Annotated in this window: 17 protein-coding genes; 2 read left to right on the top strand and 15 right to left on the bottom strand. The window is 30.2% G+C overall.

Annotated features, from left to right (window positions below; all coding sequences use genetic code 11):
• Position 1 precedes the first annotated feature (1 nt).
• The 13 genes from R3X25_RS03635 to R3X25_RS03580 all read right to left on the bottom strand — a co-directional run bounded on the left by R3X25_RS03635 (position 2) and on the right by R3X25_RS03580 (position 10,677).
• Complete coding sequence (locus R3X25_RS03635; protein WP_317671948.1) at positions 2-712, bottom strand: DUF2490 domain-containing protein; 711 nt, start codon at positions 710-712, stop codon at positions 2-4.
• An 11-nt stretch (positions 713-723) separates the two neighbouring features.
• Positions 724-1,281: a DUF4956 domain-containing protein gene (locus R3X25_RS03630; RefSeq protein WP_317673392.1), complete on the bottom strand. Its 558-nt coding sequence runs from the start codon at positions 1,279-1,281 to the stop codon at positions 724-726.
• A 54-nt stretch (positions 1,282-1,335) separates the two neighbouring features.
• Complete coding sequence (locus R3X25_RS03625) at positions 1,336-2,085, bottom strand: polyphosphate polymerase domain-containing protein (RefSeq protein ID WP_317671946.1); 750 nt, start codon at positions 2,083-2,085, stop codon at positions 1,336-1,338.
• A 197-nt stretch (positions 2,086-2,282) separates the two neighbouring features.
• Positions 2,283-2,684 carry a hypothetical protein gene (locus tag R3X25_RS03620; RefSeq protein ID WP_317671944.1) on the bottom strand — a complete coding sequence of 134 codons (402 nt, stop codon included), beginning with the start codon at positions 2,682-2,684 and terminating at the stop codon, positions 2,283-2,285.
• 214 nt (positions 2,685-2,898) lie between these two features.
• A complete protein-coding gene (locus R3X25_RS03615) occupies positions 2,899-4,113 on the bottom strand; it encodes a DUF1566 domain-containing protein (protein WP_317671942.1) in 1,215 nt (404 codons plus the stop codon).
• 219 nt (positions 4,114-4,332) lie between these two features.
• A complete protein-coding gene (locus tag R3X25_RS03610) occupies positions 4,333-6,117 on the bottom strand; it encodes an FAD-binding protein (protein ID WP_317671940.1) in 1,785 nt (594 codons plus the stop codon).
• Positions 6,114-6,743, bottom strand: a complete 630-nt coding sequence (locus R3X25_RS03605) for a ferric reductase-like transmembrane domain-containing protein (protein ID WP_317671938.1) — start codon at positions 6,741-6,743, stop codon at positions 6,114-6,116. Before R3X25_RS03605 ends, R3X25_RS03610 begins: the two co-directional genes overlap by 4 nt.
• A 2-nt stretch (positions 6,744-6,745) precedes the next feature.
• Positions 6,746-6,961: a ferredoxin family protein gene (locus R3X25_RS15225; protein ID WP_411556557.1), complete on the bottom strand. Its 216-nt coding sequence runs from the start codon at positions 6,959-6,961 to the stop codon at positions 6,746-6,748.
• A 171-nt stretch (positions 6,962-7,132) separates the two neighbouring features.
• Entirely contained in the window at positions 7,133-8,239 is a 1,107-nt protein-coding gene (locus tag R3X25_RS03600; protein ID WP_317671936.1) for a hemolysin family protein, read from the bottom strand.
• A gap of 110 nt (positions 8,240-8,349) precedes the next feature.
• Positions 8,350-9,270: a DUF3078 domain-containing protein gene (locus R3X25_RS03595; protein WP_317671934.1), complete on the bottom strand. Its 921-nt coding sequence runs from the start codon at positions 9,268-9,270 to the stop codon at positions 8,350-8,352.
• A gap of 83 nt (positions 9,271-9,353) precedes the next feature.
• Positions 9,354-9,860, bottom strand: a complete 507-nt coding sequence (locus R3X25_RS03590) for a DUF2480 family protein (RefSeq protein WP_317671932.1) — start codon at positions 9,858-9,860, stop codon at positions 9,354-9,356.
• Complete coding sequence (locus R3X25_RS03585; RefSeq protein ID WP_317671930.1) at positions 9,861-10,181, bottom strand: SUF system Fe-S cluster assembly protein; 321 nt, start codon at positions 10,179-10,181, stop codon at positions 9,861-9,863.
• Positions 10,182-10,254: 73 nt separating this feature from the next.
• Positions 10,255-10,677: a SufE family protein gene (locus R3X25_RS03580; RefSeq protein ID WP_317671928.1), complete on the bottom strand. Its 423-nt coding sequence runs from the start codon at positions 10,675-10,677 to the stop codon at positions 10,255-10,257.
• Positions 10,678-10,773: 96 nt separating this feature from the next.
• Between R3X25_RS03580 and R3X25_RS03575 the strand changes: the two genes are divergently transcribed.
• A complete protein-coding gene (locus R3X25_RS03575; RefSeq protein WP_317671926.1) occupies positions 10,774-11,700 on the top strand; it encodes a PfkB family carbohydrate kinase in 927 nt (308 codons plus the stop codon).
• Between the two features lie 63 nt (positions 11,701-11,763).
• Complete coding sequence (locus tag R3X25_RS03570; RefSeq protein WP_317671924.1) at positions 11,764-13,665, top strand: amidophosphoribosyltransferase; 1,902 nt, start codon at positions 11,764-11,766, stop codon at positions 13,663-13,665.
• Between the two features lie 124 nt (positions 13,666-13,789).
• Here R3X25_RS03570 and R3X25_RS03565 read toward each other — a convergent pair whose 3' ends face one another.
• Complete coding sequence (locus R3X25_RS03565) at positions 13,790-14,398, bottom strand: superoxide dismutase (RefSeq protein WP_317671922.1); 609 nt, start codon at positions 14,396-14,398, stop codon at positions 13,790-13,792.
• A gap of 102 nt (positions 14,399-14,500) precedes the next feature.
• Positions 14,501-15,031, bottom strand: a complete 531-nt coding sequence (locus R3X25_RS03560) for an RNA methyltransferase (protein ID WP_317671920.1) — start codon at positions 15,029-15,031, stop codon at positions 14,501-14,503.
• Positions 15,032-15,088 lie beyond the last annotated feature (57 nt).

The raw sequence follows: 15,088 nt of genomic DNA, 5'->3' as shown, positions 1-15,088 counted from the left end.
GTTATTTATTTTTTATGGTGTACGAGTATTTTAACCCAATAATATTAGTGGTTTCAGGATTTGTTTGGTTCAATTCCTTTTCAAGTCGATAGAATAAACCTATAGCTCCAGCATTTTTAATTTTGTATTCTGTTCCTATTGTGAGTCGGTATTTATCAAAACCGTTTTCTTCTCCTTTTTCTAAATGATTGTATATTTCACCTGATATTTCTGGATCGAGTTTCCAGTTTTTGAAATTGTATTCAACAGAAGTTTTAAATCTAAAGTGTTGGTTATCGTAATCATCTACTCCTAATTCATTTTTGTTTTGATAACGAAGTCTATATTTAAGTTTAAAATTGTTTATTTTATGCTTGTAAGAAGCGTCTGCATGAAATCTAAAATGATCTTCGTAACCTTGAATATTTCCTACATTATCATTTTTTTTTATGTACCTAATTCCACCACCAAGGCTAATTTTTTTTGTAACAGAGTAAGTAGCGTTTAATTCGCCAAAATATTGACTTATTTCAGAAATATCGTCTTTTAGTCTTAGTTGTGCTTCCAAATCAAAAGCCCACTTTTTATTTAGCTTGTATTTTATGTTTGCGGCCGTCCAACTTTCTAAATCGTTATAATCATCCTCTTCTTCTTGAGAAAAACCATTATTAATAAATAGAAAACTAATTAAAATTGTAGTAAGCCAAATATGTTTGTTTATTGCGTTTTTCATGTAGTTTTTATTTATGAATTATTGTTGAAGTAAAATATGGTAACCTTTGCAGTGTCTTTTAGAAAATCTACATCTCCAATAGTTATTTTATTTATTATTAAACCGGTTCTTTTTTCTAGATCACTTTTTAATATATCGTGATTTTCAGGTTTTATATTTTCAATATTTTCGTAAACAATAGATTTAGAAACTACTTGTTTTAATGCCCAGTATTTTTCAATAAGTACTAGTACAAAAATTATTAAAGCATTTGCTGAAAGAATTTCAGCATAACTCATTTTTTTATTTGCTAAAGAGTTTATTATAGATATTCCAATAACCACAAATAAGTAGGTCATTTCTTTAATATCAACAGGATTTGTTCTATATCTAATAATTCCAAATATGGCAAAAAGACCTAGCGCCATACCAATGTCCATTTCATATTTTTTAAGTGTAAAACACAAGAAAAACACAATTAAACTAATAAGGTAATAGGTAAATACGTAATCTTTTCTTTTAGAATCGGGGTAGTAAATAAATCGGATAACTATGGTTAGAAATATGAAGTTAAGCACAAATCTAAACATCATTTTAAAAAAGTCGTCGTCAAATAGGGGTATGTCTAAAAATTCCATAAGTTATTAAGCTGTTATTTTGTTTATTTTAATTAATTTTTCTTTAAATCGGTTGTATTTTAATTCTTTGTAAATACTAATCATTCCAATACAATACTTACTTAATTTATAAGGGTTTATTTGTTTTGTTTTTAGTTCTTTAGCTATTGGAGAGGTACGTGTAAAACGTTCTTGTTTTAATTCGATAATTACAAGGTTATCAAATGCTTTAACTGAATTATTTATGTTGAATTTAAGATTTACGTCAATAGTTAAACGTTCTTTTGCTGTTTTGTTAACTAGTGTAATTCTATTAAACTCATTCCAAATAATAGGTTCTAAATCAAATTCTTGATTCGTAGTTTTTTCGATAAATTCAATTGAATTGTCTGACAGTTCTGGCTCAAAATCATCTATTGAAATTCTAGATTTAGTTGTTTTTCCTTTACCATCTTTTTGTTTAATTTCAAGAAAACAAATACCAGATTCTACATATTTACGCATTCTAATTTTTGTTCTATTTACTTTTCTATTATGATGGTCGTTATAGAATTTTTTTGATGGCGTATCAAAATACAATGAATTGTATTTCATCATTCTATTTTCATTTATTTCAAGTATTCTATATTGATTTTTAATTAAATCTAATACTTCAATTAAATGCTTTTGATGGATAACAAATTTAGTATCCGTTCTTTTCATTAATGAAACGCCATCCATTTCTTTTAAAGAGATAGATTCAAAGTTTTCTACAATATGTGCTAATTGTTTTTTCATTGTTAAACAAAGAAATGTTAAGTTTAGGTTAAATAATAACAAAATCAATTAACTGGTATATTTTATCAACCAATACGAATTGGGTTTATATAAAAAAAAGGCTCCTTAACTCTGAAAGAATTAAGAAGCCTTACTCAAAACAAACTATTTATTTAATCCAAAGTTCATTTATGCATTTTATAAACGAACTTTTATTTTTATTGAGGTTTTTTTCTAGAATTTTTTTTCATATACGTTTTGTAAAGTTTTTGTTGATCACTAGTTAAAACCTCATTTACAGAATCTTCAAAATCTTCTTTTAATTCGTCCATTTCATCTCTATCTGGTCTTCCTCCACTTGTTAAGCTTTCTACTTCTTCAAAGTGTTCTTTATACAATTCTAATACTTTAGATTCTTGTTCTTCAGATAGTAAAATTTCACTTGCTAGGGTTTCTACCATTTCTTCAATTTGTTCATCAGTAGGTAGTGCTGGTGGTCCTTGTTGCCCTCCTTGTTGTCCACCTCTTTGTCCGCCACCTCTTTGTTGTCCACAAGCTGAAGTAGTTACTATTAATACCAACACTAAAATTTTCCAGACATTATTCATTTTTATTTTCATGTTAAATTGTTTTAAAATTATTATTTCCTTTAGAATGATTATTAAATTATACTTCAAAAGAACGAAGGTTTTGATTGTTTAAAAATAAAAATCAACAAATCAGGTAATTTTATCAATGAATAGCCTTTTATTTAAATACTATTAAATATAAAGCTCCACTAATTAGAGATTAATAGTGGAGCTTTATAACAAAACAAACAATTATTAGTTAAATTTAATTTATAGTTCTTACTAATCTAACGTAATTATAATAACGTTCAGCATCTTCTCCTGCAGGTCCATCTTCATCTTTGGTGTCAAAACGTACAGCTCCTGCACCATGGAAGTCTTCACCCTCATCATTTACAGCTCTACCAAAGGCCACATACCAAGCGTAGTAATAAGGCTCTCCACTTGTAAAAGGTGCCGATGTACCTGTCCAATAATAGCCATAGTCGTCATCATAACCAGCTTCTTGAACATCACTAGGTAATTGTGTACAACTAAACAGAGGATCTATTGCTGGACCAACATTTTCACTGTCAGTTGCTGTAGGTGAACGAGAATAATCTACAATTGTTTGAAGTTCCTTTACATTTGGTAATCTCCAATCATTGTATCCACCCAATTCAGAACTTTCGGCATAAGCCAAAGCATCTTCCCAATCTAATGTTATACCATCATCGTCTTGTGCCCACATTAATCCTGTATTGGTGTCGGATATTGTTCCATCTCCATTATCTGAAAAATTATTTGTACCATATGTTCCACCACGTACAGCTCTAACGTATTTTCCGCCTATAGGTCCATTAGAGTTTGCAGCATAAGCTTTTATATGACCTGTTACATGGTTGACTCCAAATGCAGCACTAGAACCTCCTTCAACTGTGACACCAACATAGTAATTGCTCGACCAGAATTGTTCATCTTTAGTAACTTCACCACTTGCCAAATTAAAATAGGTAGTATTTATATAAGGCCATCCTGTGTTAAAATCACTTATAGAAAATAATTCTTTTAGACTAGGGATTCTCCAGTCATCATAACCAGATAATTCTAAATCGTCACAATAATCTACTGCTTCTTGCCAAGTGTAATTGCTAGCTGAAGGAACTTGTTGCCACATTAGCCCTGTATTGTTATCTGTTACAGTTCCATCTCCATTGTCAGTATAGTCCATGGTTGCACCTTTTAAATAAGTAGCATCTTGCCCATAAAAAGAGTCTCCAGAACTTAAACTGCTTATTGTAGCTCCATCGTTATCATATAAGGTAACTTGACCTGTAGCTATTTGTAAATAATTATTTATAGTTAAGTCCTCAACAATTGTAGTTTCATTATCAGTTGTTGATGTAACATCATCATCGTCATCATTACAAGAAATTGTTGTAAATGAAAGTAGTAAGCTCAAAAATAATAAACATGGTAATTTAAGTTTTAAGGTTTTCATACGTTTTATTTTAAAATTATATAACAAATAAAGACAAGCTATGAGTACAAAAAAATAGTAATCAATGTTTAGTAGATTTTTATCTATTAAACGGATATAATTGAATAATAACTGTTATTTAACTGAAAGATCTTAAAAGTAAAATAGGTGTAAAAAAAGAAAAACCAATTAAATTAATAATTGATTCTTCTAGGGAATGAAAAAGGATAATTTTTTTTATTAAGCTGTTGGCCAACTATTAAAAGGCTGTTTTTCAAATTGCATTGTGTCATCTTCTCCTTTGAATATATTTATCCAAGCTTGCCAATTATCATTATCCATTTCAGGATAATCTAATCGGTAATGGCTACATCTGCTTTCTGTTCGCATAATGGAAGCTTTTAACTTCATTTCAGCTGTAATAACCATATTTTTAGTTTCGTGAGCCAAACGTAATTCGTGTAAATTTGAGGCTTTTAACATTGGAACGTGATGATCTCTTAATTCTTCAACATAAGCCAAAGCCGCTTTCATTAAATTTTCTTTTTTGATGTAAATAATGAAATTAGGAATCATAATTCCTTGTAAAGTTTGTGTTACCCACGCTGGGCTATATCCTGCTTCTTTTTTTAATGGTGCCAGTATTTCTTCTTCAATTTCTTTAATTTTTGAAGTTGAAATTTTAATAGACTTAATTTTTTTACTGTATTTGGCTGCAGCTTCACCGGCAACACCACCTTGTACTGCAGAACCTGCTAATGATGATCCAATTTGGGTATAAATTGCTCCAGCCATATAGGATCCTAGTGCATCACCAGCGGCATATAATCCTGGAATAGTAGATTCACATTGATCGTTTATTGGTACTAATCCTTCAGATTTATGAATGGACATTCCAGCTGATGAACCTCCAACAACAGAACCTCCCATTCCAGGAGGAGCGCCTTCACCTTTGCCTCCTTTTGGAGGTCCTCCTTTACCTCCTTTTGGAGGTCTTCTATCTTCTTTTTCTCCGTCCGGTGATCCACCAGAACCTCCATTATCTGAAAATCCTTCAGGTCTATATGGGCCACCTGTTACTGTACTATTGTTATTTGCCGTATCTGGAGGTCCCATTTTTGCTGCGCCACCATTCATATAAGCCATATAATTCATGTCAACACCTAAATCATGTCTAACACCTATTCCGGTAGTACTAGGTTTTTGCTCAAACATATCTCCCCAACCATCATAACAAGCAGCTGCATTATTTGATTTTGCAGGGTGTCCATCATTCCATTCTTTACCAGTTACTTTGGCTCCAATATTATAAGCCATTACAGTACCATCGTGAGTTAAATCACAAATAGGGAAACCATTTGGTTTAAAACCGCCAGCTCCAGTACATAAAATTACGCTTTTAGCTTCATAAAATAGTACTTTTTGTTCATCAATACTGAAACCAGCGGCACCCACAATTTTTTCATTTTCTTTTATTAAATGAGTTATAGTTATTCGTTCTTGAACAGGAATGTTTCGTTGTTCAATAGGTTTGCTAAAACTCTTATTGTATAATGAAGAATCGAAAAAGCCCCATTCTTTTAATTCATTTACACGTGCTAAAGAGTGTTCAGCCATTTGACGTGTATAAGCATTATTATTTGTGCCTAGAGCTGATTGAGAAACTTTTTCAACAAATTCGTTTAAACTTAAATCTTCTTTTTCTGGGTCAAAAGCAAAAATTCCTTTGGCAAAAGGTGTTTGTCCAGATGCTCCTAATCTTCCTTTTGAAACCATTAAAACTTTTGCTCCTGCATCGTTTGCTTTTACGGCAGCAAATAAGCCTGCCATTCCACTTCCTATTACAAGAACATCAGTATTTATTTTATCTATATCAAGTGAATCTACATCAATTTCAGGGTTGTTTAATGCCCAATCTATTGGCATTCCAATTGCAGACATTGCAGCTAAACTAGCAGCAGCTCCTCCTGCTAATGTTATAAATTTTCGTCTAGATATTTGTTTTATTTTATTTTGATTTTTCATTTTTTGGAAGTTTTAAACAGGTATGTTTTTAGTAAGTAATAAATTCCGCTTGCTACCATTAATATGTAATAAATAGAGAATGAAGTATTGCTGTGACGACCAAGATTTATTACATGCCAAGTTGCTGTAATTACAAATAACAAGGTTAAATAAGCATGAAGATTTCTCCAAGTTCTATATTTTAAATGAAGTTTAAATCTAAAAAATGAAGTTATTAAAATTATAATAATGCTTGTATAAGCTATTAACCCAAGTATAATTCCCAAACTACTAAATGTTGTAATAATTCTTAAAAAAGCATCTGTTGGTGTAACCCCATTGTCAAAAAACTTTGGAACTATAATAAAAAATGGATGTAAAAATAAGATTGAGATAAATACGTATCCAATTATTTTGTGTATTTTAAGTACGTTTACCATTCTTATACTTTTCACAAATTTTTTATTCATTCTTGTTGAAAAGAATTGAGATAAGAGTAATGTAAAGCCTAGAATAGTTATAAGTGAAAGACTTTCCATTAAAAAATCTCTTTTTTCAAAATTTCCTAAAAAATAAAGAATTGAAGGAACTGCTATAAAAGCTAAAAATAAAGCCCCTAACTTAAATATGTAGTTGTCTTTTTTCATAATTAGCCCCATGATACGATTACTGGAATAGATTTATCTGGTGTAATAGTAATGGCATCTACAGGACAATACATGCGACATAGATGGCATATTTGACAATCTTCTGGGTATAGAATCTCGGCTTTTTTTGAATCAGGATTTAACCTAATTACATCGGTAGGACAGCTTTTTACGCATTCTCCACAACCTATACAACCGTTTATACTTTTTATTGGCATAATTCCTTGTTTTTCAAATTCATTATTAATTTGAGAACAAAGTAAAAGGTTGTTATTGTGAAACTAAATAAGAATCAATTAACGTTATAAATATATCTATGAAATAGTAATTTCAATCAATAATGGTTTTGAATAAATTTGTGTGTGAAGGGTTTTAGTGATTAGATAAAATTACTCATCTAAAGGTGTCGAATCATCTTTAGTTTTCTCTTCAATTAAACCAATTTTTTTAGCACGAGATTCCCAACTTTTTCTAGCCATTAATTGTAAATCAGCCACACTGTCGCTTTCATCCATAATTTCTAATCCAAGTAGTGTTTCAATTACATCTTCCATGGTTACAAGTCCACTAGTTGTTCCATATTCGTCAACAACTAAAGCTATATGTTCGCGTTCAGATACAAATTTTTCAAATAAATCTGGAATTGGAAGGTTACGATTTGTAACTAAAATTTCACGTTTTAAGGTTTCTAAAGGTTCTTTTCCTTTTCCTTTAATAATGGCTTCAAAAGCTTCACTTTTTAATATAAAACCAGAAATAGAATCAACAGTTTCCTTATAAATTGGAATTCGGGAAAAGTGAAGTTTTGGATGTTCTTCAAAAAATGTTTGAATTGATGTGTCTGAATCGGCAGTAATTAATACCGTTCTAGGTGTCATAACATCTTTGACTAATATTTCTTTAAAAGTTAATAGATTTTTAATAATAGCGCTTTCGTTTTCTTCAAAAACACCTTCTTCATGAGCTATTTCTGCCATTGCATGAAAATCTTCTCTACTAAAAATAGAGCCATGTGCACTTTTACCACCTACTAATTTTGTTGTTAACTGAAGTATCCATAAAAGTCCTGTCCATTTTAAAGGAAACATTAAAGCAACTAATGCTTTAGAAGTAAAATTTGATAGTTGTTTCCAATAAGTTGCACCTATGGTTTTTGGTATAATTTCTGAAACTACTAATATTAGTAATGTCATTATAGTTGATACAATTCCAACAATATTAATTCCTAAAAAATTCACTTTAAAATCTAATGTTTCAGCCTGTACACCTACTAATATTGCCCCAACTGTGTGTGCAATAGTGTTTAGAGTTAAAATTGCAATTAGAGGTTTATCAACATCTTTTTTTAGGTTTTCTAATGTTTTAGCATAGGATTTTCCTTCTTGTAATTTAATATTTACAAATGTTGGAGTAACGCTTAATAATACTGCTTCTAAAATAGAACATAAGAATGAAAACAAAATTGAAATTGCTGCGTAAAATAATAGTAATGACATTAGTTTAATTGTTTAAGGCTAAATTAAGTAATTAATATTCAATAAAGAAAAAAGATGCCCTTATTAAGAGCATCTTTTTATTAATAAATATTTTTTTAGATTTTATTCTTTTAGAAAGAATAGTTTAATCCTAATAACCAATAAGATTGTAAATCGTTATCAATTGAGTCAAAAGTTGCGCTAGGTGTATCTATAATTGCATTTCCTAAAGCTTCTTGTTTATTGCTTCTAAGACCTAATTCAAATCCAACTCCAATACCTTTCCATAAAGTATATCCAAAAGAGTTTATCCAAGTCCAGTTCGATAAATCAGAGCTTTTATAACTTTGAAAAGCAGATAAGTTAGATTTTAAATTAATTGCTCCAAGAGTTGTTGTATAATCAGCTACAATTTTTGCACCCATTGAAGATTCGTAAACAGCATCTAGATCGCTAAATACAAAATTGTAGTTTAATGGGTGAATAACTACTACTAAATTGTTAATAGGTGTCCAAGTAGCACCAACCCCAAGATCTAAATATCCAGGATCGTTAAAATTATCTAAAATAGTAGTTCTGTATTCTCCTAAAGCAGAAATAGCCCATTTATCGCTTAATTTTCTTCCGTATAATGAAGAGATACTGAACACATCGGTTGCAGATTGAAAATCATCATTGTCAGTGTCATCATCCTTATCATCTATTTTTACCCAGCTTAAGTTTACATTCGCTGAATTTCTCCAAAAATATTTGTCTTGCATTAAATTTGCAAAACCATTAACAGTTATTCCTAAATTTCCTGCTGATGAATTTGGTGTTGCTTTAGAATACCAGTTGTTAAAGCCAGAAATATTACCACCAATAGTTCCAAATGCTCCTATTTTCCATCCAGGTAAAGCATCAATTTTAGCCTGTATAGCATCTACTTCAGCTTTTAAAGTTGCAATAGTTGCTTTTTTAGGAGCTTGTTCTGCTTTTAGTTCTTCTAATGTTTGAGCATACATAAATGTAGTTCCTAATACAAATACTGCTAATAAAATTACTTTTTTCATAATGATTATTTATAGTTAATTATTTTTTTAAAGTTCGCAAAAATATATTATTAAGACCACTTTTCTAATGAAAAGTCACATTTTCAGTTCTTTTTTTTAAATAAAGGTACAGTTGAACAAGCTTCACCAAACATAATAGATTTAGCAACAGGTTGTAATTTGTTTATTAATTGGGTGTATGCTGTTGAAGGGATTGGTTTGTTTGCACAGCCTTTTATAATAATTGGTTTATTTTTAAATTCAGAGATGTTAAATTTCGAAATTATTTCTGAAAATAGAATTGTTTCTAAAGTTTCTAAATTGCCAACCACTATTTTTTTTGCATTTGTTAAATAGGTTGAAATTAACATAAAAGCCCATGATGGAATAATAGCTTCGGATGAACATGTTAGTGCCACATAACTATTTTTATATTGTTCCCAATTATGGTTTTTTAAATGAGCTCTAAACTCATTTTCTTTTAAAATTAATTCATGAAACAGCCATGGTTTAATATCTAAAACAATTCTATTTCCTTTAGGATAGAATTCTTCTAAATCAATGGTTTTAAGTTGACTATTGGCAACTCTATTTACTATTTCATTACTCATCTATAAAAAACCTAATTCCAATTTAGCTTCTTCACTCATCATATCTTGAGTCCATGTAGGGTCGAAAGTAATTTCAACTTCGGCATTATTTACTTCGTCAATAGTTTTTACTTTCTCTTCAACTTCAAGAGGTAATGTTTCTGCAACTGGACAGTTAGGTGAAGTAAGTGTCATAAGTATTTTAACATCATTACTTTCACTCACAAAAACATCGTAAATTAAACCTAATTCAAATATATCTACAGGGATTTCAGGATCGTAAATTGTTTTAATTTTTTCAATTATTTTATCTCCTAAATCTTGTACGCGTTCACTATTCATATTAAAATGCTTCTTTATAATCAGTCTAAATAAGTGCAAATATACAATTATTTCAATACCAAATAGGGTATTGTTAGTTCATTTTAGATTGAAAAGCTAAAGCATATAACTTTATTTGTTTAATCATAGAAACTAAACCATTAGCTCGTGTTGGTGATAAGTGTTCTTTTAAACCAATTTTATCAACAAAATATAAATCTGCACTTAAAATATCTGCTGGTTTTTGGTTGTTAAAAACACGTAATAATAAAGCAACTATACCTTTGGTTAAAATAGCATCGCTATCAGCTGAAAAAGAAAGTGTTTCATTATTAATTTCAGAATAAATCCAGACTTTACTTTGGCATCCAGAAATTAAATTATCATCCGTTTTAAATTCATCTTTAATAACAGGTAGATCTTTTCCTAATTCAATAATATATTCATATCGTTCCATCCAGTCTTCAAACATTGAAAACTCATCAATAATTTCTTCTTGTATTTCTTTGATAGTCATTTTTTAAACTTATTTTTGCAAAAGTAACCACAATAGCTGTTTTAAAAAAATAAATGCTGAAATTAAGCTAGTTTGTGGATTTGATATATTGAAAATATGAGTAAATTATTAACAGTAGGTACGGTAGCTTTTGATGCAATTGAAACACCGTTTGGAAAAACAGATAAAATTTTAGGAGGTTCAGCTTCATATATTTCACTAGCAGCAGCTCAATTTAGTATTGATCAAGGAATTGTTTCGGTTGTTGGAGGAGACTTTCCAAAAGAGTTTTTAGAAAAATTAAATGAGCGAAATATCAACACTGAAGCTGTTGAAATTATTGAAGATGGAAAAACTTTTTTCTGGGCAGGAAAATATCATAACGATTTAAATTCGCGTGACACATTGATTACTGATTTAAATGTATTAGCCGATTTTAAACCTGTAGTTCCAGAAAATTATCAAGATTGTGATTTCTTATTATTAGGAAATTTACACCCAACAGTTCAAATGGATGTTATTAAACAAATTCCAATTAAACCAAAATTAGTAGCTTTAGATACTATGAATTTTTGGATGGATAATACATTGGATGAGTTAATGGAGGTTTTAAAAAAAGTTGATGTAATAACAATTAATGATGAAGAAGCTCGTCAACTATCTGGTGAATACTCTTTAGTAAAAGCTGCTCAAAAAATATACGAAATGGGGCCTGAATATGTGGTAATTAAAAAAGGTGAGCACGGAGCATTATTGTTTCATGAAGATAATGTTTTCTTTGCACCAGCTTTGCCATTAGAAGAAGTTTTTGACCCAACAGGAGCAGGAGATACTTTTGCTGGTGGTTTTATTGGTCATTTAGCAAAAACTGAAGATATTTCGTTTGAAAATATGAAAAGAGCTGTTATTTCTGGTTCTAATTTAGCTTCGTTTTGTGTTGAAAAATTTGGAACAGAACGTATGGAAAATTTAACCCATGATGAAATTCAAAAAAGGTTGTTACAATTCAAGCTATTAACGCAGTTTGATATAGAAATAAATTAAAAAATATGAATCCGCCTTTGTGCGGATTTTTTTGTACAAAAACTACTAAACTATCTAATAAAAATGAGTGATGCTATTAAACATGAATGTGGAATTGCAATGGTTAGGTTACTAAAACCACTGCAATATTACAAAGATAAATATGGTTCTGCTTTTTACGGTTTAAACAAAATGTATTTGTTAATGGAAAAGCAGCACAATCGAGGTCAAGATGGAGCTGGAATAGCAAGTATAAAATTTGATGTTGAGCCAGGAACCCGTTATATTAGTAGAGTACGTTCGAATAATTCACAACCAATTCAAGATATTTTCTCACAAATTAACGGTCGTTTAAATTCTTTAAATGAAGAATTTCCTGATAAAGTGAACGATGTGGAGTGGCAAAATAACAACGCTCCATACATTGGAAATTTATTTTTAGGTCACGTACGTTATGGAACATTTGGGAAAAACAGTATTGAAAGTGTCCATCCATTTTTACGCCAAAGTAACTGGAGACATAAAAGTTTGATTGTTGCAGGTAATTTTAACATGACAAACTCTAAACGTTTATTTAACGATTTGGTTGAAATAGGTCAACATCCTAAAGAATTGACAGATACGGTAACCGTAATGGAGAAAATTGGCCATTTTATTGACGATGAGGTAGCTAAATTGTATAAAACATTAAAAAAAGAAGGAGCGGTAAACAAAAAAGAAGCTTCACCAATAATTGAAGATAGAATAAATCTTAAAAAAATATTAAAACGCTCTGCAAAAAATTGGGATGGAGGTTATGCAATGGCTGGGTTATTAGGTCATGGAGATGCTTTTGTTTTGCGCGATCCTGCTGGAATTCGTCCAGCTTTTTATTACCAAGATGAAGAAGTAGTTGTGGTAGCTTCAGAACGTCCAGTTATTCAAACTGTATTTAATGTAGGAATTGATGATGTAAAAGAATTAGAGCACGGAAATGCTTTAATAGTTAGAAAAAATGGAGATGTTTTAATAGAAGAAATTAGAGAACAATTACCTAAAAAATCTTGCTCATTTGAACGTATTTATTTTTCAAGAGGAAGTGATTCTGATATTTATAAAGAACGTAAAAAATTAGGTAAATTAGTGTTTCCGCAAATCTTAAAAAAGATTAATGAAGACATGAATAATACAGTATTTTCGTACATTCCAAATACTGCTGAAACTTCATTTTATGGAATGCGAGAAGCTGCTGCTGATTTTTTAAATAAGCAAAAAACAGCAATGATTTTAGATGGTAAACGTAATTTATCTGCTGAAAAAGTAACTGAAATTTTATCTCAACGTCCTAGAATTGAAAAACTAGCAATTAAAGATGCTAAATTAAGAACTTTTATTGCTGATGATAATAGTAGAGATGATTTAGTGGCGCATGTTTATGATGTTACTTATGGAATTGTGAAACCAGATGATAATTTGGTAATTATTGATGATAGTATAGTTAGAGGAACAACTTTAAAGAAAAGTATTATTAAAATAATGGATCGTTTACATCCTAAAAAAATAATAATTGTTTCTTCTGCACCTCAAATTCGTTACCCAGATTGTTATGGAATTGATATGGCTAGGTTAGGTGATTTTATTGCTTTTAGAGCAGCTTTGGAATTATTGAAAGACACCAATCAATACCATATTGTAGACGAAGTTTACAAGCATTGTAAATCTCAACAAAATCTAGAAGATCCAGAAATTAGAAATGGAGTACAAGCAATTTATGCACCTTTTACAGATGAACAGATTTCAGATAAAATTGCTGGAATGTTGAAAACGGATGATATAAAAGCAGATGTTGAAATTATTTATCAATCAGTAGGGAATTTACACAAAGCATGTCCAGATCATTTAGGTGATTGGTATTTTACCGGAGATTATCCTACACCAGGAGGTAATAGAGTGGTAAATGATGCTTTTATTAATTTTTATGAAGGAAATAATAAAAGAGCTTATTAATATGTTTAGTCAACCTGAACTTGTTTCAGGTTCTCATAATAATTTTATATGAAAAAAACCCACTCATTTGAGTGGGTTTTCTAATTGTAGTTATTATTTAATCAGTAGTTATTTAAATGCTAAATTATTTATTTTCAGCGTATAATTTTTCAACGTGATTCCAGTTAATTACATTAAAAAATGCATTAATATAATCTGGTCTTCTGTTTTGGTAGTTTAAATAGTAAGCGTGTTCCCAAACATCTAATGCTAAAATAGGAGTTCCTCCACAAGTAATTCCAGGCATTAATGGATTGTCTTGGTTTGCAGTTGAACAAATTTCAACTTTTCCACCTTTGTGTACACAAAGCCAAGCCCAACCAGATCCAAATCTAGTTGCTGCTGCTTTTGCAAAAGCATCTTTAAATGCATCAACAGAACCAAATTCTGCAATAATAGCATCTTTTAACTCGCCAGATAAGTATCCTTTTCCTTCAGGATTCATTACATCCCAAAATAATGAGTGATTGTAAAAACCACCACCGTTATTTCTAACAGCTCCATTATTCATGTCTAATCCATCTAAAATTTCTTCAATAGATTTTCCATCTAGATCAGTTCCAGCAATAGCATTGTTTAAATTGTTTGTATATCCTGCATGGTGCTTTGTATGGTGAATTTCCATAGTTCTTGCATCAATATGTGGTTCTAATGCATCATATGCATAAGGTAATTTTGGTAGTTCGAAAGCCATAATTGTATTCTTTTAGTTGTTAATATGTTTTATCAAAGGTAACGAACAGAATTGAATTAATAAAATCGATTGTTATTATACTATCATTACTAAAAACTATGGTTAATACTTGAATTTCTTAAATAAGTCCCAAAGTACAACACCTGTACTTACTGATATATTCAACGAATGCTTGGTGCCAAATTGTGGAATTTCAATACAATAATCACTAGCGGAAACAACTTCTTGTTGAACACCTTTAACTTCGTTACCCATTACAATGGCATATTTTTGATGTTGCTTAATGGTAAAATCTTGTAGCATTGTGCTGTTTTCAGCTTGTTCAATGGAACAAACAATTACATTTTCTTTTTTAAGGTTTTCAATAAGTTCAATAGTGTTTTCAACATATTCCCAAGCAACAGATTCTGTGGCACCCAATGCAGTTTTATGTATTTCTTTATGTGGTGGTTGAGCTGTAATTCCGCACAAGTATATTTTTTCAATTAAAAAAGCATCACTTGTTCTAAAAACTGAACCTATGTTATTTAAACTTCTAATATTGTCTAACACAACAATTAACGGGATTTTATCCGTTTTTTTGAAATCTTCAACATTTAACCTTCCAAGTTCGCTATTTTTTAATTTTCTCATTGTTATTGGTTCTTTGTCATATTGAGCGTATGCTAAATATCTTATACTTCATTCAGG

Origin of the sequence: Lutibacter sp. TH_r2 (genome assembly GCF_033101135.1) — a bacterium.
Lineage (GTDB): Bacteria > Bacteroidota > Bacteroidia > Flavobacteriales > Flavobacteriaceae > Lutibacter.
Note: the sequence above shows the minus strand (reverse complement) of the source record. Positions and strands in the feature narration are given on the sequence as shown.